At 34.8% G+C, this 22,006-nt stretch carries 18 protein-coding genes; 12 read left to right on the plus strand and 6 right to left on the minus strand.

From position 1 onward, the window contains the following. Positions 1-17 precede the first annotated feature (17 nt). Genes exsE through ACQKNR_RS22310 form a run of 4 tightly spaced genes read right to left on the minus strand, consistent with a single transcriptional unit; the run spans position 18 to position 3,070 of the window. Positions 18-974 carry an exosporium protein ExsE gene (gene exsE, locus ACQKNR_RS22295; protein ID WP_427320666.1) on the minus strand — a complete coding sequence of 319 codons (957 nt, stop codon included), beginning with the start codon at positions 972-974 and terminating at the stop codon, positions 18-20. After that, positions 971-2,041 (minus strand): hypothetical protein, encoded by a 1,071-nt coding sequence (locus tag ACQKNR_RS22300; protein WP_427320668.1) that lies wholly within the window; start codon positions 2,039-2,041, stop codon positions 971-973. The genes exsE and ACQKNR_RS22300 overlap by 4 nt, the downstream gene beginning before the upstream one ends. Further along, on the minus strand, positions 2,034-2,477 hold the full coding sequence (locus ACQKNR_RS22305) for a hypothetical protein (RefSeq protein WP_427320670.1): 444 nt from the start codon (positions 2,475-2,477) through the stop codon (positions 2,034-2,036). Before ACQKNR_RS22305 ends, ACQKNR_RS22300 begins: the two co-directional genes overlap by 8 nt. Continuing rightward, the gene (locus ACQKNR_RS22310; RefSeq protein ID WP_427320851.1) at positions 2,474-3,070 is read right to left on the minus strand and encodes an RNA polymerase sigma factor; all 597 of its coding nucleotides are present in this window, start codon (positions 3,068-3,070) and stop codon (positions 2,474-2,476) included. The genes ACQKNR_RS22305 and ACQKNR_RS22310 overlap by 4 nt, the downstream gene beginning before the upstream one ends. Before the next feature lie 167 nt (positions 3,071-3,237). On the opposite strand from ACQKNR_RS22310, the gene ACQKNR_RS22315 reads away from it, so the two are divergent. The 5 genes from ACQKNR_RS22315 (at position 3,238) to ACQKNR_RS22335 (ending at position 8,349) form a co-directional block, all read left to right on the plus strand. Then, positions 3,238-3,876 (plus strand): response regulator, encoded by a 639-nt coding sequence (locus ACQKNR_RS22315; protein ID WP_427320672.1) that lies wholly within the window; start codon positions 3,238-3,240, stop codon positions 3,874-3,876. A gap of 4 nt (positions 3,877-3,880) precedes the next feature. After that, positions 3,881-4,981, plus strand: a complete 1,101-nt coding sequence (locus ACQKNR_RS22320; RefSeq protein WP_427320674.1) for a sensor histidine kinase — start codon at positions 3,881-3,883, stop codon at positions 4,979-4,981. A 136-nt stretch (positions 4,982-5,117) separates the two neighbouring features. Beyond that, complete coding sequence (locus tag ACQKNR_RS22325; protein ID WP_427320675.1) at positions 5,118-6,056, plus strand: ATP-binding cassette domain-containing protein; 939 nt, start codon at positions 5,118-5,120, stop codon at positions 6,054-6,056. Positions 6,057-6,092: 36 nt separating this feature from the next. After that, complete coding sequence (locus tag ACQKNR_RS22330; protein ID WP_427320677.1) at positions 6,093-7,202, plus strand: ABC transporter permease; 1,110 nt, start codon at positions 6,093-6,095, stop codon at positions 7,200-7,202. 1 nt (position 7,203) lies between these two features. After that, entirely contained in the window at positions 7,204-8,349 is a 1,146-nt protein-coding gene (locus ACQKNR_RS22335; protein ID WP_427320679.1) for an ABC transporter permease, read from the plus strand. A gap of 45 nt (positions 8,350-8,394) precedes the next feature. Here ACQKNR_RS22335 and ACQKNR_RS22340 read toward each other — a convergent pair whose 3' ends face one another. Then, positions 8,395-9,333 (minus strand): esterase/lipase family protein, encoded by a 939-nt coding sequence (locus ACQKNR_RS22340; protein WP_427320681.1) that lies wholly within the window; start codon positions 9,331-9,333, stop codon positions 8,395-8,397. Between the two features lie 117 nt (positions 9,334-9,450). Here ACQKNR_RS22340 and cls point away from each other — a divergent pair, with 117 nt between their 5' ends. After that, positions 9,451-10,662 carry a cardiolipin synthase gene (gene cls, locus ACQKNR_RS22345; protein WP_427320683.1) on the plus strand — a complete coding sequence of 404 codons (1,212 nt, stop codon included), beginning with the start codon at positions 9,451-9,453 and terminating at the stop codon, positions 10,660-10,662. A gap of 56 nt (positions 10,663-10,718) precedes the next feature. Here cls and pyrH read toward each other — a convergent pair whose 3' ends face one another. After that, positions 10,719-11,459, minus strand: coding sequence for a UMP kinase (gene pyrH, locus ACQKNR_RS22350; protein ID WP_427320685.1), 741 nt, complete (start codon positions 11,457-11,459; stop codon positions 10,719-10,721). A gap of 377 nt (positions 11,460-11,836) precedes the next feature. Here pyrH and ACQKNR_RS22355 point away from each other — a divergent pair, with 377 nt between their 5' ends. The 6 genes from ACQKNR_RS22355 to ACQKNR_RS22380 all read left to right on the plus strand — a co-directional run bounded on the left by ACQKNR_RS22355 (position 11,837) and on the right by ACQKNR_RS22380 (position 21,984). Beyond that, positions 11,837-13,108 carry a cation:dicarboxylate symporter family transporter gene (locus ACQKNR_RS22355; RefSeq protein ID WP_427320687.1) on the plus strand — a complete coding sequence of 424 codons (1,272 nt, stop codon included), beginning with the start codon at positions 11,837-11,839 and terminating at the stop codon, positions 13,106-13,108. A 24-nt stretch (positions 13,109-13,132) separates the two neighbouring features. Further along, complete coding sequence (gene aspA, locus ACQKNR_RS22360) at positions 13,133-14,572, plus strand: aspartate ammonia-lyase (protein WP_427320689.1); 1,440 nt, start codon at positions 13,133-13,135, stop codon at positions 14,570-14,572. Positions 14,573-14,647: 75 nt separating this feature from the next. After that, complete coding sequence (gene malS, locus ACQKNR_RS22365) at positions 14,648-16,360, plus strand: oxaloacetate-decarboxylating malate dehydrogenase (protein WP_427320691.1); 1,713 nt, start codon at positions 14,648-14,650, stop codon at positions 16,358-16,360. A 65-nt stretch (positions 16,361-16,425) separates the two neighbouring features. After that, positions 16,426-17,724, plus strand: coding sequence for an ATP-binding protein (locus ACQKNR_RS22370; protein ID WP_427320693.1), 1,299 nt, complete (start codon positions 16,426-16,428; stop codon positions 17,722-17,724). 2 nt (positions 17,725-17,726) lie between these two features. Next, entirely contained in the window at positions 17,727-18,659 is a 933-nt protein-coding gene (locus ACQKNR_RS22375; protein ID WP_427320695.1) for a response regulator, read from the plus strand. A gap of 118 nt (positions 18,660-18,777) precedes the next feature. Then, positions 18,778-21,984: an SNF2 helicase associated domain-containing protein gene (locus ACQKNR_RS22380; protein WP_427320697.1), complete on the plus strand. Its 3,207-nt coding sequence runs from the start codon at positions 18,778-18,780 to the stop codon at positions 21,982-21,984. The last annotated feature ends 22 nt before the right edge of the window (positions 21,985-22,006 follow it).

Genomic DNA, 22,006 nt, shown 5'->3' on the forward strand with positions numbered 1-22,006 from the left:
CAATTGTGGAAGGTTTTTTATTTTTCAATAACGCTCATATTCAAATTATAAGCTTTCTCAATATTTAATTTGAACGTTCCATTTCCTGTTTTAATCGAGTTTTTATACCAATGTTCTTGCTCGTTTAATTCTGGATTTTCTTCTGAAGAATTATTTTCTTTTTTCGTTAAATCTTCTACTTGTTCCCAAGGTGTGTTTCCGTGAGTTTCTTTTTGATTTGTTACGGCTGTTAAAGAAACATCACTTTCTTTTGCTAAATGAACAGATACGCTCGAGCTGTTTTGTACAAACCAATTATTTTGTAATTGACCTGGATAAAGAGATAGTTCGTTATTTGAAGCACGAATTTCCACATTTTTATTTTGCGGAAGAACGAGCGTTGGCTTCACCTGTGGTGCTGAGTTAAATAACGTATGCTGAACAGGTAATGATTTTAAAGTTATATACATTGTTTCTCCAGCCGTTTGAACTGAAAGAAAATCCTCTCGTTTTAAATTGAGTTTTTCATTTGCTTTCGTCGTCATTTCATATGTTCCAAAAAGATGAATCTGATTTGTATTATTTCCCTCAATTGTTAGAGGGTGATGCCCTGCATCCACTACGATTTTTTTGATAGATTCAGGTATATCAAGTTGTCCGTCTGGAATATTACTCGTTTGCCTAGTTGTGTTAATAGAATGACGAACTTCTTCTAGTAATCCAGTTGATAATAAACAGTAAAAAGCAATTCCAACGCTTCCTAAAACTCCGATAAAGAAAATACTAAAAATATCATATTTAATAAATGATTGTTCCTTCTTAGAAAATAGAAGGTAAAGTAAAATTTCAGCGCCAAGTATGATCAGTAAAACAGGCCACCATGCTGTTAGTGTATCTAATGCTTGAACTCCTTTTACGACTGAAAAAAGTAAAAAGCAACCTAACAATATAATGGAAATGCCCATTGAGAATGTTCCGACACGCCAAGTCCTCATTCGTTTGTCCCACCTTTGTTTTCTTTATTTCCAAGTAGTAATTTAAAGCCACCGCCAATTAAGAGGAGTGCAACGATCGATGTTTGGAAATAGCGATAATATAGTTCGCTAAGATGAATATTAAATATAGTTGCAAAATAATTGTCCAAAATAGGAAGGAGTGTTTGGTCTAATAAATAATAACCACCTAATGCAATTAACCCAATACCAATCCATCTTTGATGATTTATAAAATAATCGATAATAGGTTCGTCATGTACGCGTTCTTTTCCGTATTTTGCTGTTTGCTGTAATGTGTCAAAAAAGCTATAAAACCAAATGATTGGTACTAAAAATAAAAACGCAGAGAGTCTTAATAAATCGAGTAAATAAATAGATAGTAAAAAGGCTGCCATAAGTTGAAGACCACGGCGTTGCAAGCCTAAATACATATGCCCTGCTCCAGGAAACATCGCTAAAATAGAAGCGAATGTTTTACTTTTCTTTCCTTGTTCTCGATGTTCTTCAAACTCTTCAAAAATAGTACGATCAACTAATTGCTCGCCACGTTCTTTTTTCTGTAGTTGGTGAACAACATCGAAGAAATTATAAATCCATAAAACAGGTAACGTAATAAGGAAGATAAGGAAGCTTCCTTGAGATGTTAAGAGTGCAACGAATATAATCATACTTCCTATCCCTGTACAAGCTACTAGAAATGTAAGCCCACGTTGCATAAGTCCTAATTGGAAATGACCAAGTCCAGGGATGATTGATAGGAGAATGATATAAAATCGTTCACTTTCTTTAGATGGCTCTGTAAATTGTCCAGCTGCTTGTTTTTTCGATTGATTTATAATAGTGATAACTAAATCTAGTAAGTTGATTACCCATAACAATGCTAGTAAAAATAGAGAAAGAAAAGCAATATTACGTTCTCCTAATATTATTGTACAAAATACTGCAAAGGAAAATAGTAATAAAGCTCCTCCGCTATATAAAATAAACCGTCCGAATTTCTTTAAATATAAATGTCCAAGCCCAGGGATTAGCCCTAATACAAGTGCTAAAAAGGGATTTTTATTCATGCTTTAAACCTCCGTCCTTTTTTGATGTGTGCACTGTTTTGTTTACAAGTTGTTGTGAGATAGAAGTCTCATTATGTTTCGAAGATTTTTCGAAATTTGATGTCGCTGTGAAAATATAATGGAATAAACCACTTACCATAAAAATGATTGTAGCCGCTGTCGCAATTATGTAGTGAATAATCGTGCGCTTTAGTTGGTTTGATTTCATATTTTCATTAGATTGTAGCGTTTCAAAATTAATTTGTGCCATAACTTCGTTCGTAAATGAATCATCATTTATCATTGGAAGGTTTTCATTTTGTTCATCAATACTTTCCATATAAAGTGCTAAACAATGATCACATTCATAAAGGTGTTCTTCCATAGATTCACGTTCATTGCTTGCTATAAAATCTAATGTATAATTGCGCCAATCTTCTTTTGAATAATGCATCATAGAAACTCTTCCTCCTTCCAATGTTTTTTAATCCATTTTCTTGCCCTATACAGTTTCATTTCGACTGTTTTTACTTCGATATTTTCCTGAAAAGCAATTTCTTGATAGCTTTTTTCCTCTAAGTAATGCGCGAGAACGACATTACGGTAATTTTCCGGAAGTTCTCTTAGTTTTTGAGCAATCAATAATTTTTGCTCTTTCGTCAATAGTAAAGCTTCAATGTTATGAGAGGATTTTATATTTTCCTCAGTTTCTTTACATAAGGAGAGTTCTTCGTTTTCTCTAGCTTTCTTCCTCTTATAATCAATAGCGTGATTGGTAGCAATACGTGCCATCCACGTTTTTAATCCGCGATATTGATAATTAGGGAGAGAGGTGTGAATTTTTACGAATACTTCTTGTGTAACATCTTTAGCATCTTCTTCATGTCTTAAAATAGAAAAGATAACTTGAAAAATATAATGACGATATGTTTGTACAAGGATACGAAAAGCATGTTCGCTTCCTTGCTGTGCTTTTTCGATTAATTGTTTTTCTTCAATTGTGCTTTCCCTCCTTTTGACGCCTTCTATTATATAGACGTAAAAAACAATAAGTCACCCTACACATGTTGTAAAAAAAGAATAATATATTTTTAGAGAAGGGGCTATATGAAAAAGGTGTGAAAAAATGGTAAGAAGAAGTATATAATGAGCAAGTAGGAAATGTTACGTGAAGAAAGGATGTGAATGTTAGTAGGGAAAGGTCCATACTAACAAACATGAAAATTAAAATATTAATAGCAGATGATAATTCTTTTATTAGAGAAGGCATGAAAATTATTTTAAATACATACGAAGAGTTCGAAGTATTAGATACTGTAAATGATGGAAAAGAAGCTGTAGCATATTGCAAAAAACATGATGTAGATATTGCTCTTTTAGATGTTCGTATGCCAAATATGAACGGTGTAGAGGCAACGAAATTTATTTGTGAAGAGACGAAAACGAAACCGCTAATTTTAACGACGTTTGATGATGATGAATATATTTTAGACGCAGTAAAAAACGGAGCAAAAGGTTATTTATTAAAAAATAATGATCCAGAGCGTATTCGTGATGCGATAAAAGGAGTATATAACGGTCAAACTGTTATGCAAGATATTGTTCTTGATAAAATTAAGAGTAATTTACTAGAAAATAAAGAAACAGAGTCTAAAATAGATAAGAGTCTTTTCACAGAAAGGGAGCTTAGTATTATTGCATTAATTGCAAAAGGCTTCTCAAATAAAGAAATTTCGAAGCAGCTCTTCATATCAGAAGGAACGATTGCAAATTATATTACATCAGTTTTAGGGAAAACTGGACTTGAGCATCGCACACAAATTGCAATTTATTACTTAACAGGGAAAGTAGATTAATGATATGGAATTTTGGTTAACTGTAAGTAAATTAATTGTCTTTATATATATTGTGTTTAGTTACATTCACTCAAATGTTACGAACTTACCGTGGGTTATATTTACGTTACTTATATACCTTTCTGTAAACGTAATGATTTCTATATTAAAAAAAGATACATACAAAAAGTTTTTAATCTGTGTGTCCATTGGCGTAGTTATGTTATTTACATGGAAGGTTCATCCGTTTTTTATTTTGTTTTTGCCTTTGAATTTATACGAAATTACATCAAATTATATAGAGAAGAAATGGCAGCTCTTTATCATTATGATGATTCCTATTGTTTTTATAGATGAAAGTATTCGAATGACCTATGGATTAATTGTTGCATTTTCTTTTCTTGTTTTAACTATGGCAGATCGATATATATCGCGTGTATTAAAGCTTGAATCACAAAATGATAAGATGCGAAAAGATATGCAGCGACTTACGAAAAGCCTAAATGAAAATAAAGAATACATGAGACAATCAGAGTACACATTTAAGTTAGAAGAGAGAAATCGACTATCTCAAGAAATTCATGATAAAATCGGTCACTCGATGACAGGCGCACTGATTCAAATGGAAGCAGCAAAGAGATTGCTTGAAATAGATAAAGAAAAAGCTGCGGAGTTATTACAAAATGCCATTCATATTTCAAAAGATGGAATTGAAAGCATTCGGATTACATTAAAAAATATGAAGCCACCAACAGAGCAAATTGGCATTCATCGTATGAAATTATTCATAGAGGAATTTGCCGGCAAGCATGATGTAAACATTCCTTTCGTATATAAAGGAAACTTAGATATGATTTCTCCCATTCAGTGGAAAATTATCGGTGAAAATGTTACGGAGGCATTAACAAATACGATGAAATATGCTGATGCGACAGTCATCTCAATAGATATTCATGTACTTAACAAAGTGGTTAAAGTACAAGTGAAGGATAATGGTAAGGGGGCAGTTCTTGTTAAAAAAGGCCTCGGTATTATGGGGATGGAGGAGCGAACAGCGTCTGTAAACGGAAAAATTATTGTAGATGGTACAAGTGGTTTTTCAGTAACAATGTTGTTGCCGATATAAGGGAATGGGACGAGGATGAATCATCTCATATGAAAAAAGTGAATAATCTCATGTGAAAAGAATGAATTTCTGCACTGAGCAGGTTCATTCTTTTTGTTTATAATAACAGCAGAGAAACCGAAATAGGGGTGAAATGATGAATACATTAGAAATTAAAAATTTAACGAAAAAATTTGGTGATTTCATCGCGGTAGATAATATGTCCTTATCTATTAAAGAGGGAGAAATATTTGGCTTTTTAGGATCGAATGGTGCTGGTAAAAGCACAACGATTAATATGATTGCTGGTTTATTAAGAAGTAATGAAGGTGAAATTAGTATACTAGGAAAAAATATAAAGAAACATAATCGATTTGCAAAGATGAATATCGGTATCGTTCCACAAGATATTGCGATTTATGAAGAGTTAACTGCCTATGAGAATGTGAAATTCTTTGCTGGATTGTACGGGTTACGAGGAGTTGAATTAAAAGCAAGAGTAGAGGAAGCACTTCAATTTGTAGGACTAAGTGATAAACATAAAAGTTATCCGAAAAACTTTTCTGGCGGGATGAAACGAAGACTGAATATCGCTTGTGCAATCGCACATAGACCGAAGTTAATTATTATGGATGAACCGACAGTTGGAATTGATCCGCAGTCAAGAAACTATATCCTTCAGTCTGTCCGAAAATTAAATGAAATGGGAAGTACGATTATTTATACGAGTCACTACATGGAAGAAGTAGAAGAGATTTGTACGAAAATCGCAATTGTAGATCACGGTAAAGTAATTGCAGAAGGAACGAAAGAACAGTTAAAAGCGATTATTACCGATACGAAAGATATTTGGATTGAAGTGAAGTCAGTAGAAAATCTAGATGTAGAAAAATTAAAAGAAATAAACGGTGTGAAAGCTGTTCAAATCGAAGAGAACGTAATTAAAGTGAATTCCGATGCAGGATTAAACAATTTAAATAAAATTATTCAACACTGCATTAATCACGATATTGAAATTCGTTCGTTAGAGGAGCAGGCTCCAAACTTAGAAACTGTATTCCTTACGTTGACTGGAAGAAACTTACGAGATAAATAAAGGTAAATGAAGAAAAGGTAAAGGGAGGTTCATCAATTGAACATCTTCAATATTGCAGTTATGCATATTAAAAGAGATTTCAGGGACGTAAGAACTTTAGTTTTTATGTTAGCATTTCCAATTGTGCTTATGCTTGTGTTAGGAACAGCGTTAAGTAACGCATTTAATAGCGATAGTCATTCCATTAAAGATATACAAGTGCTATACAAAGATGAAGCGAGTAGTACATTTTCTCAATCATTTGAAGCATTTACGAAAGAAGTCGATAAATCAGGAATTCACTTTAAGAAAATTTCCGAAGGTATAGATGGGAAAGAAGAAGTAAAGCAAAATAAATATGCTGCTTATGTAGAGTTAAAGAAAGATGGTGCGAAATTTTTTGGAAGCGATAGAAGTAGTGTAGAGGGAAGTATTGTGGAAGGTATGCTTACGACATTTGTTGATAAGTACAATGTAGCGGTCGAAGTTGCAAAAGTAGATCCGAGTAAGGTTAGCGCAGTTATTTCAAATGGAAATCATAATGATTATATAAAAGAAACATCTTTACAAGCTGCTAAAAAACCAGGTTCAATGGATTACTATGCGGTTGTAATGACGACGATGATTGCACTGTACGCTGCAATGGGAGCAAGTTTTTTAATTCGAGGAGAACGAATACGTAAAACAGGAGATCGTCTCATTGCTGCGCCTATAAGTAAGGCTGAAATTTTCATTGGAAAAGTGCTCGGTAGTCTTGTAGCGAATGCGCTTTGCATAGTACTTGTTATTTTATTTAGTAAATTTGTTTTTCAAGCAAATTGGGGCGACCACCTTGGAATCATATTTTTTATTTTATTAACAGAAGTCTTTCTAGCAATTAGCTTCGGTTTAGGGGTCGGATATATTACAAAAACAGGTGAAGCATCTAGAGCAATTATTATGGTTGTTGTGCAATTAGCTTCTATTTTTGGCGGTGCTTATTTCGTAGTGGAAGAAAATGTCGTTACGAATTTATCGCCATTAACGTGGGCCAACACAGCCATTATGAAAATTATTTATGCAAATGACATAGGAGCAGCACTGCCGGTTATTTCTTTAAATCTTGGAATTTCAGCAATCTTTTTATTAATCGCGATTATCGCATTACGTAGACGGGAGGGGCTGTAATATGAAAGATATTTTATGGCTCATACGAAAAACATTAGCTGCGCTTTTAAAAAATAAAAAAGGATTATTACTTATTGTAAGTTTGCCGATAATAGGAACGCTCATTTCTTTTTCAATATATGGAAATGTAGGGCAAGGAACGTTAAATATTGGGGTTATAAATAAAGAAAATCAGCCTATCGCAAATGATACAATGAAATTTTTAGAAGGACTCAAGCATGTAAATGTTAGTAAAATTAAGGAATCTGAAGTGGAAGATAAACTCACTTCAAAAAAACTTGATGGTGTTATTACATTACAGTCTGGTTTTTCCGAAAGTGTTCGAGCAGGGAAACCGAGTCATATTGAAGTTTCATCGATTAAAGGTGATCAAGTAACAGTATTTATAAAATCATATTTATATAACTATGTTGATAATATCGCTGCGATTAGTAAAGTGGCAGGGGCGGATCAAAGTACGTTTGATAGTATGTACGCTGGTTATCAAAAAAGTTCATTTAAAGTAAAGTCTGAGACACTTGAAGATACTTCGAAAAATAAGGATATGACAAATCAAACGATTGGTTATCTTATCATGTTTATGCTATTTTCGGCAGCGAATTTATCAGGAATTATTTTAAAAGAAAAAGAGAACAGAACGTATTTTAGATTATTATCGACACCGATAGATGGAAAGAAATTTATATTATCTAATGTCGCGGTGAATATGATTATACTAACAGTGCAGATTGTAATTGCCGTATTATTTATGAAGTATGTTTTTCATACAAATATAAATATGCCTTTCACAGTGATGATTGGTGTACTCATGATATTTGCTTTAATCGCAATTGGTTTATCATTAGTCATTGTGTCTTTTTCAAAAAGTTCGACAGCTTCAAATGCATTGCAAAATATAGTGATAGTACCAACATGTTTGCTTGCTGGATGTTATTTTCCATATGACATCATGCCGAAAGCAGTACAAAAAGCAGCCGATTTTCTTCCGCAACGTTGGTTACTAGACACGATCTCAAAACTACAGCAAGGAATTCCATTTTCTGAGTTGTATTTAAACATTTTAATCTTATTCGCCTTTGCGATTGCATTTTTCTTAATTGCGATTTATAAGTTTGGAAGAAATAATGATGCAAGGAACTTCATTTAATGAAAAAAGGTGCGGCGTAATGCCACACCTTTTTGTATTTGAAATTTAAAGTATCTTTTGTAATATAGGGATACTTTTATATAACACTTCATTATGTGAAGCATGCACAATATATTTATTACCATCTAGAAGAAAAACGCTATGTAAAACAGTGTTGCCATCACCATGCTTTGTAAGTATATCACCAACGACTTTGCCATCTGTCCATTTCAGTTTGGAATGTGAAGGAGCGACTTGTAAATATTGAATTGTTTCCTCTCCGTCTCCTGTAATGAGAGTCGTCTCAATGTTTCTTTTCTGTATAATAAATCTATTTTCATTTAATGTATCGAGGAAAGGGTTTTTCGTTTGCATCTTACTATAAGGAAGAAATGTAATGAAAGACCCCGATCTTGTGAATAAATAATTTCCATAATCTTTGCAAGGGATAGCATCTTGTAATCCTGGAAAGTAAAGGCGTATCGCCTCAACTTTATTCATTTTGTGTAAGGTGCTTAAGTAGTGAATGTATTGTTCCATACAAAAATGAACGATATTTATTTTAGAAGAGGCATGGACAGGGAGACTACCTCCAGTCCAATAACTGTAATTGGGGGGAGATCCAGCGTTTGGTGTACAAAGTATAATAAGCTGATTCACATCATTTTTATATTCTTCACTTTGCACGTAAGAACGTCCAAGAAGTCCGCCCATACTATGACAAATTAGATTTAGTTTATCGCAACCTGTAAATTCTTTAACATAGGCAATTGTTTTTAATAAGTATTTTTGAGTAGAAAAAACAATAAGCTGCCTCCAGTCATAAAAACAGACAAACAGATTTCTATTTCGTTCGTACCCCATACTTTCTAACATCATGATGAAGGGTTCGTAAATGAATGTAGAAAGTCCAAAGCTCCAACTACCAGTACCAGGAATAATAATATTACTCATTGAACTGAAAAGACCTGGGATAAAAATAATCGGAGTTTTTCCTTTTTGCATATTTCTCTCTCCTTTAACTGTTTAGCATTAATAAAAATAAGAAATACATTTCGTATGAAAACATATTTTAATGAAACACTACGAAATAATAAGTAATATGAGCGGAAGGAAATCAAAATGATTAAAAAAATATTGCGAGTTACTTCTATTATTATTGCTATTTTCATTTTTATTTTAATTTGGATGCATATTGATGTTACCCTCGGCAGGAAGATGGAAGCTGGGAAAAACATGCCGACAGAGTATGCGCCTCATTATAGTGATTTTCAATTATATGTAGAAGGGAAATCATTATATGAGCAGCTATTCGAAGATATTAAAAAAGCGAAAAGCTCCATCTACACTTATTTTTTCATTTTGTCGGATGATAAAAGTAGCCATACTTTTTTAAACTTATTAAAAAAGAAGGCGAAAGAAGGAGTAAACGTATATTTATCAGTTGATCGTATTAATGATTTATCATTTGAAAGAAAGATGAAAAATGAATTGCGGGAAAGTGGTGTACATTTTACATATAGTAGAAAACCTGAATTGCCATTCGGATTTTATTCCCTTCATCATCGTAATCATCGACGTATTACGACGATTGATGGAGAAATTGGTTATACAGGTGGTTTTAATATAGGGGATGAGTACTTAGGGAAAGATAAGCGATTTGGATATTGGCGTGATTACCATGTGCGGATAAGAGGAGAAGGGACAAAAGATTTAGAAGAACAGTTCGCTTTAGACTGGAAACGAGATACGAAAAAAGAGATAAAAAGAAGTACGAATAAAGCTAGTAAAGGGAATACATTACATACTATGGCTAGTTACAATGGGCATTACGTCGCTGAAAAATATATAGAGTTAATAAAACAAGCGAAGCATTCGATTGTCATTACAACGCCATATTTTATAGCGAAAAATAAAGAGTTAATGAATGCTTTAATCGCGGCGCAAAAACGTGGTGTTACTATAAAAATACTTTGGTCATATAAACCAGATATTCCTCTCATTAAAGAGGCAGCATATCCGTACATACGTCAAGTTGTTAATAACGGGATTACGGTATATGGTTATAAAAAAGGGATGTTTCATGGAAAGTTAATGCTTATTGATAATGAATTAACTGTTATCGGTACAACGAACATAACTGCACGTAGCTTCTATATAAATGATGAGATGAATTTTTATATTCATGGTGGACCGATTATAACCAAAGTTAATGAGGTGTTAGCGCAAGATTTTCATGATTCAAAAGAGATGACAAAAACGTTTTTTGACAATTTATCTTTTTGGGAGCGTTGTAAGGAGAAAGTGGCGGGATTGGTTGATTTTTATTTGTGATGATTAAGAAAGAAAAGGTGTCCTTTATAGACACCTTTTTTTGATGGAAATAATCATTATTCATGCACAAGCATCGAAACATCATCATTAATCAGCGTCCCCACATGTTCCCCTAAACATATTTTCTTCATCACTCCAGGCTCATCAAAGTTAAAGACGTGTGCTGGTAAATTGTAATCCCGAGCAAGTAATAAAGCGGCTTGATCCATGACTTGAATGTTTTGCCTAACAACATCGTTATAGTTTAGTTTCCGGTACATTTTTGCTGATTTATTTTGTTTGGGATCACTTGTAAAGACACCGTCTACTCCTTGTTTTGCGACTAAAATGGCGTCACTATTCATTTCAATGGCTCTTTGGACACTAGGGTAATCTGTCGTAACGAACGGTTGCCCATTTCCGCCTCCAAAAATGACGATATATCCGTTATCTAAATGATGGACTGCGCGTAGGCGAATGTAAGGTTCTGCTACTGCATTAAATGGGAGGGAGGTCATAACGCGTACTTCTCTATCTGTTTTACTTGTTAAAACACCGCGGAGCATTAAGCTATTAATAATTGTACCTAATGTACCGATATTATCAGCTTCTACACGATCAATTCCCCATTCTTCAGCTAGATGACCTCTGAAAATGTTACCGCCACCGATGACGATGGATACCTCAATACCTAAATCAACAATGGATAAAATTTCGTTTGCGATATGTTCTAATCGTTTGGAGTTAAAGCTATTTCCAGATTGATCGGCAAGTGCGCCGCCGCTTAATTTAATTAAGACCCGTTTATATGGTTTCACAACAATTCCCCCTATATAGATCGCAATAAAAAAGGAACAAAGGCGAATGCCCTTGTTCCTTTTTAAGAAAATGAAAAAGAAAAGAAGAAGATAGGACGAATTTCTGTACATAGTTTTTCATAACATCCACTCCTTTTCATTTCGATTTGTTGTAAGTGTATATCTTTTTGATTATACAAAATAATCCGATTCCTTATCAAGTATATTTTATCGCTTTTTAATAAAATGGTGTCAATGAAAAAGAAAAGAAAAATTTTCGAATTTTTTGTGACGAACTTGTAGGTTTTTGTATGATTTTGTAGGTTCGCTTATAAGATGTGTGAGTAAGCCTTTATAAATACAAATTGAAAGCGTTCGCATGAAGGGGATGAACATATATGAAAAAATTCGGATTGGCAACACAAATTTTTGTCGCGCTTGTTTTAGGGATTGTAGTAGGGGCAATCTTTTATGGCAATAAAACGGCGATTTCTTATATTACACCAATTGGGGATATATTTATTCATTTAATTAAAATGATTGTAGTGCCAATTGTTATTTCAGCATTAATTGTTGCGGTAGCTGGTGTAGGAGATATGAAGAAGCTTGGGAAACTAGGCGGAAAAACAATTCTTTATTTCGAAATTATTACGACGATTGCTATTTTAATGGGATTACTGGCAGCAAATATATTCCAACCAGGTGCTGGCGTTGATATGAACAACTTACAGCAAAGTGATATTTCTTCTTATAAGCAAACGGCAGATGCGACAGCGAAGAAAGGGTTTGCAGAAACGATTGTTCATATTGTACCGAAAAACGTGTTTGAATCAATTGCACAGGGGGACTTATTACCGATTATTTTCTTCTCAGTATTATTCGGTTTAGGTGTTGCAGCAATTGGTGAAAAAGGAAAACCTGTATTTAACTTTTTTGAAGGTGTGCTCGAAGCGATGTTTTGGGTTACAAATCAAGTAATGAAATTTGCACCATTTGGTGTATTTGCATTAATTGCTGTTACGGTTGCAAAATTTGGTGTAGGAACATTACTTCCGTTAGGAAAATTAGTGCTAGCTGTATACGTAACTGTTATACTATTCGTTGTGATTGTAATGGGTATAAACGCGAGAATGGTTGGAATAAACATTTTCACATTAATAAAGATTTTAAAAGAAGAGCTGATTCTATCATTTACGACAGCAAGTTCAGAAGCAGTTTTACCCAATATAATGAGAAAAATGGAAGAGTTCGGTTGTCCAAAGGCAGTTGCCTCTTTCGTAATTCCGACAGGTTATACATTTAACTTGACTGGATCGGCTATTTATCAAGCGTTAGCGGCATTGTTTGTTGCGCAAATGTATGGTGTGCACATGTCCCTGACGGAGCAAATAACGTTATTATTCGTTCTCATGTTAACATCCAAAGGTATGGCGGGAGTTCCAGGTGCATCGTTCGTTGTTGTATTAGCGACGTTAGGTTCAATGGGTTTACCGTTAGAAGGTATCGCGTTAATTGCGGGAATTGACCGTATTTTAGATATGATTCGCTCAGCTGTCAATGTATTAGGAAATGCATTAGCGGCCATTGTTATGTCGAAGTGGGAAGGCGAATTCGATAATGAGAAAGCAAAACAATATGTAGAAACAGTCAAACAAACAGAAGCAGCATAAGAAATCGTTAAGGAGTGAATAATCATGGCAACATTAACTGAAGTTAAAAATGATGTGCGAATTGAAAAAGATTTTTTAGGTGAAAAAGAAGTACCGAACTATGCGTACTACGGCGTTCAAACATTGCGTGCGGTAGAAAACTTCCCGATTACAGGGTACAAAATTCATGAAGGTTTAATTAGAGCATTCGCAATTGTAAAAAAAGCAGCAGCGCTTGCAAATACAGATGTAGGAAGATTGGAATTGAATAAGGGTGGCGCGATCGCAGAAGCAGCTCAAGAAATTCTAGATGGAAAATGGCATGATCATTTCATCGTCGATCCAATCCAAGGCGGAGCAGGTACTTCAATGAACATGAACGCAAATGAAGTCATTGCCAATCGTGCTCTTGAATTATTAGGAATGGGAAAGGGAGACTATCATTATATTAGTCCAAATAGTCATGTGAATATGGCACAATCAACAAACGATGCATTCCCAACAGCGATTCATATCGCAACATTAAATGCATTAGAAGGCTTATTACAAACGATGGGTTATATGCATGATGTATTTGAATTAAAAGCAGAACAGTTCGATCATGTTATTAAAATGGGGCGTACACATTTACAAGATGCTGTTCCAATTCGTCTTGGACAAGAATTTAAAGCATACTCTCGCGTACTAGAACGTGATATGAAACGAATTCAGCAATCACGTCAACATTTATATGAAGTAAATATGGGAGCAACTGCAGTTGGTACAGGGTTAAATGCAGATCCAGAATATATTCAAGCTGTTGTAAAACATCTTGCTACAATTAGTGAATTACCACTTGTTGGTGCGGAAGATTTAGTGGATGCAACACAAAATACGGATGCATACACGGAAGTATCAGCGGCACTTAAAGTATGTATGATGAATATGTCTAAAATTGCGAATGACCTTCGCTTAATGGCATCAGGTCCACGTGTTGGTTTAGCAGAAATTATGTTGCCAGCTCGTCAACCAGGTTCTTCTATTATGCCAGGGAAAGTAAACCCTGTTATGCCAGAAGTAATTAATCAAATTGCATTCCAAGTAATTGGTAACGACCATACAATTTGTCTTGCTTCAGAAGCAGGACAATTAGAATTAAATGTTATGGAACCAGTACTTGTTTTCAACTTACTTCAATCTATTAGCATTATGAATAACGGTTTCCGTGCCTTTACAGATAATTGCTTAAAAGGAATTGAAGCGAATGAAGATCGCTTAAAAGAGTATGTTGAGAAGAGTGTAGGAATTATTACAGCCGTGAACCCTCATATCGGTTATGAAGCAGCAGCTCGCGTTGCAAAAGAAGCAATTGCAACAGGTCAATCCGTTCGAGAACTTTGTGTGAAAAATGGAGTATTGTCACAAGAAGACTTAGAATTAATTCTAGATCCATTCGAAATGACTCATCCAGGGATTGCAGGAGCAACTCTTTTAAAGAAAAATTAAAAGAAGAGGGGGGACAATCCCCTCTTTTTTGTTTACAATATAGAAATGCTATATATGAATAGAGGTAGGGATGTTATGAGTAAGTTTACAGTGGCTTCTAATGGTTCATTAGAAACAACATTAAGAGGAGTAGAAGTATTAGCGACACCACTTTTAAATAAGGGGGTAGCTTTCACACAAGAAGAAAGAGAAGAGTTAGGCTTAAAAGGGTTATTACCGCCAGCGGTTTTAACGTTAGAAGAACAAGCACGCCGAGCATATGAACAATTTTGTTCTCAGCCGGATGATTTATTAAAAAATGTATACTTAACAGCGTTACATGATCGAAATGAAGTGTTATTTTATCGTATATTAACAGATCATTTACGTGAAATGTTACCGATCGTATATACACCAACAGTTGGTGTAGCAATTCAAAGATATAGTCATGAATACCGTAAACCACGTGGGATTTATTTATCAATTAACGATCCATCAGGTATTGAAGAAGCATTTGCAAATATCGGTGCAACAGCTGAAAACATTGATTTAGTCGTTGTAACAGATGGAGAAGGTATATTAGGAATTGGTGACTGGGGTGTTGGTGGTATTAACATAGCGATTGGGAAATTAGCTGTTTATACGGCCGCAGTTGGAATCGATCCTAGCCGTGTATTACCGGTAATTTTAGATGTAGGTACAAATCGTGAGGAACTACTAAACAATCCATTTTATATTGGAAATCGTCACCCTCGTATAACAGGTGAAGCTTACGATGAATTTATTGATACATTTGTACAAGCGGTAAATAAACAATTTCCGAAAGCACTTTTACATTGGGAAGACTTCAGTTCTCGAAATGCACGAAAAATTCTAGATAAATATCGTCATGACGTTTGTACATTTAATGATGATATTCAAGGTACAGGTGCAGTTTCACTTGCTGCAGTATTATCGGCGGTAAAAGCTTCTGGTGTACCGTTAAGTGAACACCGTGTCGTTGTGTTTGGTGCGGGTACGGCTGGAATCGGTATCGCAGATCAAGTAAGAGATGCAATGGTCCGTGCGGGCTTATCAGACGAAGAATCGCATAATCGTTTCTGGTGTATTGACCGTAACGGGTTAGTTACAGATAATATGGAAGATCTTCTTGATTTCCAAATTCCATATGCAAGAAAAGAAGCTGAAGTAAGTGAGTGGAAACAAAATGATGTGATTGGACTAGCTGAAGTTGTGAAACATGTAAAACCGACAATTTTAATTGGTACATCTACTGTTGCGGGCGCATTTAAAGAGGAAATTATTAAAGAAATGGCTTCTCACGTAGAAAGACCAATCATTTTACCGATGTCGAATCCAACGCCACTTGCTGAAGCGAAACCAGCAGATTTAATCGAGTGGACAGAAGGAAGAGCGTTAGTTGCAACAGGAAGTCCATTTGAACCGGTTACATACAACGGTGTAACGTATGTGATTGGACAGTCAAATAACGCACTTATTTTCCCTGGACTAGGTCTTGGAACTATTGTTGTCCGTGCAAGCGTCATGACGGATGGAATGTTCGCAGCAGCTGCTGAAGCAGTTGCAGGTATGGTCGATACAAGTCAGCCAGGAGCACCTATTTTGCCAGAAGTTGAAGAGTTACGTAATATTTCTGAAATGGTTGCAATTGAAGTAGCTAAAGTTGCAGTTGCAGAAGGAATTGCTAGAGAGAACTTAAGTGATAACGATATCAAGATTGCAGTGAAAGAAGCAATGTGGAAGCCTGAGTATCGTCAAATAAAAGCGGTAGAAAAGGTTAGCATATAGAAAAAAAGCCCGTTTATAATAATAAGCGGGCTTTACTTGTACATTTTTGAAAAAATACATAGGAAGTGGCATCTTTGAATTGGAATCAAATATGGAAGAAAGATATGTATCTTTTAATTATATTAATGGTGGTTGTCCCAATTGCTGGAGAACTAAATTTTCATCCTTTTAATGATACGTTTCGTGTTAGCTTCGGGACACCGCTTTTCTTCTTTTTATTACTATTTTTAAGAAGAATACCAGCAGCTGCTGCGGGTATTCTTGTCGGTATATCTGTAGTCTTATTCCGTGTATGTCTTGACTGGGTATTGCAAGGATCATTTCATATGACAGAATCATTTTATTTGCGCTATCCTGTATTCTTTTATTATTTTATTTATGGAAGTCTTTTTTCGCTTTGTAGGGTGAATAAGTTCCATCAGAAGCCAATTGTTATTGGGTGCCTTGGAATTTCAATTGAAATTATCGCAAGTATGTCTGAACTTGCGTTTTATCATATGTTAGTGCTTGGGACAACAATAACAGTTTCTGAAGTAAATAAACTCATTATAATTGCTATTTTTCGTAGTTTCTTTGCACTTGGTTTTTTAAATATGATGAATTTATATGAAACGAAATTAAAAGAATCCCAAGTTCGAAAAGAAAATGAAAATATGTTAATGCATCTCTCTAATTTATATGTGGAATCTGTTCATTTGAAAAAGACGTTACAAAATGCGGAGTTAATTACACAAGAAGCATATCAATTATACCGAAATTTACAAGCGAACGATGATTCGAATAGTAAAACAGCATTAAAAATAGCAGGAGAAGTGCATGAAATAAAAAAGGATAATCAAAGGATTTTTGCAGGATTATCTAAACTGTTATTAGATAAAAATGTGGCTGAGTATGTAGAAGGACATGAATTAGCGGAAATGATTGTAAGAATAAATGAGAAGTATGCTGAAATGCTAGAAAAAGATATACGTTTTTCTAAACATATAGAAGGTGAGCACGCTGCATATCACGTGTATACAGTTCTATCAATTTTTAATAATTTAGTTGCAAATGCAGTTGAAGCAATTGAGGATAGAGGCCTCATTATTATTAAGCTATATAAACGAGATAAACATATATTCTTTGAAGTAATTGACGATGGTCCTGGTATTGCACAGAAGTATAAGAAATTAGTATTTAAGCCAGGGTTTACTTCAAAGTATGATCAAACGGGAACACCGTCCACAGGAATTGGACTTTCTTACATAAACGAAATGGTAACAGAGCTCGGCGGAGAAGTGAGGTTAGAAGACCGAAAAACTGGAAGAGGGTGCAAGTTTATCGTTTGTTTACCGGAGTGTAGTTTAAAGCGGGAAGGGGAATAGATTTGTTTTATTATATCGTAGATGATGACGAAGTTTTCCGTTCGATGCTTTCGCAAATTATTGAAGATGGAGATCTTGGGGAAGTAATTGGAGAGTCGGAAGATGGAGCTTTTATTGAAGCGGACCAACTGAATTTTAAAAAAGTAGATATTTTGTTTATTGATTTATTAATGCCACTACGAGACGGGATTGAAACAGTTCGTCATATTGCGTCAGCTTTTACTGGGAAAATCATTATGATTTCTCAAGTTGAATCGAAGCAACTTATAGGTGAGGCGTATACACTTGGAGTAGAATATTATATTACAAAACCACTAAATAAAATTGAAGTTGTATCTGTTGTACGAAAAGTGATGGAGCGTATTCGCTTGGAGCGTTCTATACATGATATTCAAAAATCATTGAATAACGTTTTTAAGTGGGAACAGCCGCAAGTTCGAAATGAGCCAATACAAGAAGGGAAAAAAATAGCGGATTCAGGGCGCTATTTATTATCAGAACTCGGTATTGCGGGAGAGAACGGGAGCAAAGACTTACTTAGTATGTTGGAATATTTATATGGACAGGAAAAGGCACAAACATTTGAATTTGGATTTCCTGCGTTAAAAGATATTTTCCACCATATTACGATGAAAAAATTGGGGGATATAGCTTTAGATACGGATATTGATAAAGAGAAAAAAGCATCTGAACAAAGAGTGCGCAGAGCCATTTATCAGTCGTTAAATCATTTGGCCTCTTTAGGATTAACCGACTTTTCAAATCCGAAATTTGAAAGCTATGCGCCGAAATTTTTTGATTTCACTGTAGTTAGAAAACGGATGACAGAAATGACGAAAGATGAACTAGCATCTTCTGGTCATACACGAATTAATACGAAAAAATTTATTCAAGTATTGTATTTTGAGGCGAAACGGTTGATGGAGATAGAGTGAAGAAGGTGCTTATAAATAAGCATCTTTTTTTGTTAAATCAACATTTTATATTTTTCTAGATAGCATGTAAAATGTTAGATAAGAGAATATGGTTTGAGATTAAGGAAGTGTCAAAACAATGAGTTTTACATTAAATAAATCGATTATTAAAGAGGTATGCGGAGAGACCTCATATAAAAGAGGAGAGGCGTATTACCGATCAAATAAAGTAATTATTAATCGTTACGATGATAAAAAAGAGATTTGCGAAGCGACAGTAAAAGGAACTGAAGATTTTCATGTTACAGTAGAAAAAGCTAAAAAGGGTGATGTTGTTGCGAAATGTAGTTGTCCTTCATTAGCGTCTTTTCAAACGTACTGTCAACATGTTGCAGCAGTATTGATACAAATAAATTATAATCAGCAGACGGGTGGAATGCTCCCTGCTAGTCGCGAAAATATGAGCGGTAATGATCAATTAACAAGTGGGATGTTTCAATTGTTTGCAGACAAACCACTGAGGCCAAAAAGTAAACAACACCGTTTTGATACACGTGAAATACTCCATGTTGAATTTATTTGTACACCAGTAGTTACGAAACAAGGAGGAGCACTTCTAGCAATTCAGTTGAAACTTGCCAAAACGTATTTCGTAAATCGTATTAGAGAGTTTCTTTCTAAAGTGGAGAAAAGAGAGCTTTTTAATTGTTCCAGTGAGTTTACATATACACCAGATGTACATAGCTTTAAACAAGATACAGATGCGATTATTCAGCAACTTATTAAAATGTATCATAATGAAAAAATGTACGAGGAAGCGCTAGAAGTACATGCGAAACAAGATGACAGTATGATTTTAATACCGCCAGCTTCGTGGCAAGATATGCTTTCTTTACTTTCTAGAGTAGAATTTGTGAAACTTAATCAAAATGGACAATCTTTTCACGGTTTACAAATTTCAAAAGGACTACTTCCTTTACATTTTGAGTTTAATAAAGGGAGTAACGGTGGGTTTACACTTTATATTGATGGCTTACAACAAGTTGAGGTAATGGATACGTATAGTTATGCTCTATTTGGAGGGAAACTGTATCAGTTGAACGCTGAGGATTGCAAGCGACTTATCGAATTAAAAAAAATGATGAATCGCTCTAGTAGTAACCAATTATATATTCCGGTGGATAAGATGGAATATTTCGTAGCGAAAGTTGTACCAGGTTTAATGAAGTTAGGAACTGTACGAATAGATGAAGTAGTATCATATCGTGTTGAAACACCCGTATTAAAAGCGAAATTATATTTAGATAGAGTGAAAAATCGCTTGTTAGCGGGTCTTGAATTTCACTATGGAAACGTCATAATTAATCCGCTAGAAGAGGATGGACAGCCGTCTGTTTTTAATCGTGATGAGAAAAAGGAAAAAGAGATTTTAGACATTATGAGTGAAAGTGCCTTTGCGAAAACGGAAGGCGGTTACTTTATGCATAATGAAGAAGCTGAGTACAATTTTTTATATCATGTCGTTCCAACATTAAAAGGTTTACTAGATATTTATGCGACGACAGCAATCAAATTACGAATTCATAAAGGGGATACAGCTCCTCTTATTAGGGTGAGAAGAAAAGAAAGAATAGACTGGTTGTCATTTCGTTTTGATATAAAAGGAATACCGGAGGCGGAAATTAAAGGTGTATTAGCAGCTCTTGAAGAGAAACGTAAATATTATCGATTAGCGAACGGCTCTTTATTATCACTGGAGAGTAAAGAGTTTAATGAAATTAATCAATTTGTAAAAGAATCGGGTATTCGGAAAGAATTTTTACATGGTGAAGAAGTGAATGTACCGCTAATTCGGAGTGTAAAATGGATGAACGGACTTCACGAAGGAAATGTATTAAGTTTGGATGATTCTGTTCAAGAGTTAGTAGAAAATATTCAAAACCCGAAAAAATTAAAGTTTGCTGTTCCAAATACGTTACAAGCAGTAATGAGAGAATATCAAGTATATGGATTTCAGTGGATGAAAACACTCGCACATTACCGTTTTGGTGGTATTTTAGCAGATGATATGGGGCTTGGGAAAACACTGCAGAGCATTGCTTTTATAGATTCTGTTTTACCTGAAATTAGAGAGAAAGAACTGCCTATATTAGTGGTTTCTCCGTCATCTCTCGTTTATAACTGGCTTAGTGAGTTGAAAAAATTCGCCCCGCATATTAGAGCAGTTATTGCAGATGGAAATCAGGCAGAGCGCCGTAAAATTTTAAAAGATATGAAGAAATTTGATGTCGTAATTACGTCATATCCATTACTTAGAAGAGATATAAGATTGTATGCAAGGCCGTTTCATTCGCTATTTCTGGATGAAGCACAAGCGTTTAAAAATCCTACAACACAAACAGCAAGAGCAGTGAAAACGATTCAAGCTGAGTATCGTTTCGGACTTACGGGAACACCTGTAGAAAATTCATTGGAAGAGCTATGGTCTATCTTCCATGTCGTCTTCCCAGAATTACTACCAGGTAGAAAAGAGTTCGGTGATTTAAGACGTGAAGATATTGCGAAGCGCGTCAAACCTTTTGTATTAAGAAGGCTAAAAGAGGACGTTTTAAATGAGTTGCCAGATAAAATAGAGCATTTACAGTCATCGGAGTTGTTACCAGATCAAAAGAGACTGTATGCTGCTTATTTAGCGAAATTAAGGGAAGAAACGTTAAAGCATTTAGATAAAGATACGTTGCGCAAAAATAAAATTAGAATTTTAGCTGGTTTAACGAGACTACGCCAAATTTGTTGTCATCCTGCTTTATTTGTTGATGATTATAAGGGGAGTGCAGCTAAATTTGAACAACTGTTAGAGATTTTAGAGGAATGTAGAAGTACGGGGAAGAGAATTCTTATCTTTTCTCAATTTACGAAGATGCTTTCCATTATTGGTCGGGAGTTAAATCGTCAAGCGATTCCATACTTTTATTTAGACGGGAGTACACCTTCGCAAGAGCGTGTAGAGCTATGCAATCGGTTTAACGAAGGAGAAGGGGATCTATTTCTTATTTCTTTAAAAGCTGGTGGTACGGGCCTTAACTTAACTGGTGCAGATACAGTCATATTATACGATTTATGGTGGAATCCAGCTGTTGAACAACAAGCAGCGGATAGAGCATACCGAATGGGACAAAAAAATACAGTGCAAGTTATTAAGTTAGTTGCTCATGGGACAATTGAGGAAAAAATGCATGAACTTCAAGAGAGTAAGAAAAATTTAATCGCTGAAGTGATTGAGCCAGGAGAAGAGAAATTATCTTCTATAACTGAGGAAGAAATTCGAGATATTCTTATGATTTAATATGGAAAAAGCTATGCTTTCA

It is taken from the genome of Bacillus sp. NPDC094077 (genome assembly GCF_050279465.1).
In the GTDB taxonomy this organism is placed as follows: Bacteria; Bacillota; Bacilli; order Bacillales; family Bacillaceae_G; genus Bacillus_A.

Bases quoted from the DNA above. Each gene is read 5' to 3' on its own strand.
- exsE (WP_427320666.1), bottom strand. From the start codon at position 974: ATGAGGACTTGGCGTGTCGGAACATTCTCAATGGGCATTTCCATTATA.
- ACQKNR_RS22300 (WP_427320668.1), bottom strand. From the start codon at position 2,041: ATGAATAAAAATCCCTTTTTAGCACTTGTATTAGGGCTAATCCCTGGG.
- ACQKNR_RS22305 (WP_427320670.1), bottom strand. From the start codon at position 2,477: ATGATGCATTATTCAAAAGAAGATTGGCGCAATTATACATTAGATTTT.
- ACQKNR_RS22315 (WP_427320672.1), top strand. From the start codon at position 3,238: ATGAAAATTAAAATATTAATAGCAGATGATAATTCTTTTATTAGAGAA.
- ACQKNR_RS22320 (WP_427320674.1), top strand. From the start codon at position 3,881: ATGGAATTTTGGTTAACTGTAAGTAAATTAATTGTCTTTATATATATT.
- ACQKNR_RS22325 (WP_427320675.1), top strand. From the start codon at position 5,118: ATGAATACATTAGAAATTAAAAATTTAACGAAAAAATTTGGTGATTTC.
- ACQKNR_RS22335 (WP_427320679.1), top strand. From the start codon at position 7,204: ATGAAAGATATTTTATGGCTCATACGAAAAACATTAGCTGCGCTTTTA.
- ACQKNR_RS22340 (WP_427320681.1), bottom strand. From the start codon at position 9,333: ATGCAAAAAGGAAAAACTCCGATTATTTTTATCCCAGGTCTTTTCAGT.
- cls (WP_427320683.1), top strand. From the start codon at position 9,451: ATGATTAAAAAAATATTGCGAGTTACTTCTATTATTATTGCTATTTTC.
- ACQKNR_RS22355 (WP_427320687.1), top strand. From the start codon at position 11,837: ATGAAAAAATTCGGATTGGCAACACAAATTTTTGTCGCGCTTGTTTTA.
- aspA (WP_427320689.1), top strand. From the start codon at position 13,133: ATGGCAACATTAACTGAAGTTAAAAATGATGTGCGAATTGAAAAAGAT.
- malS (WP_427320691.1), top strand. From the start codon at position 14,648: ATGAGTAAGTTTACAGTGGCTTCTAATGGTTCATTAGAAACAACATTA.
- ACQKNR_RS22380 (WP_427320697.1), top strand. From the start codon at position 18,778: ATGAGTTTTACATTAAATAAATCGATTATTAAAGAGGTATGCGGAGAG.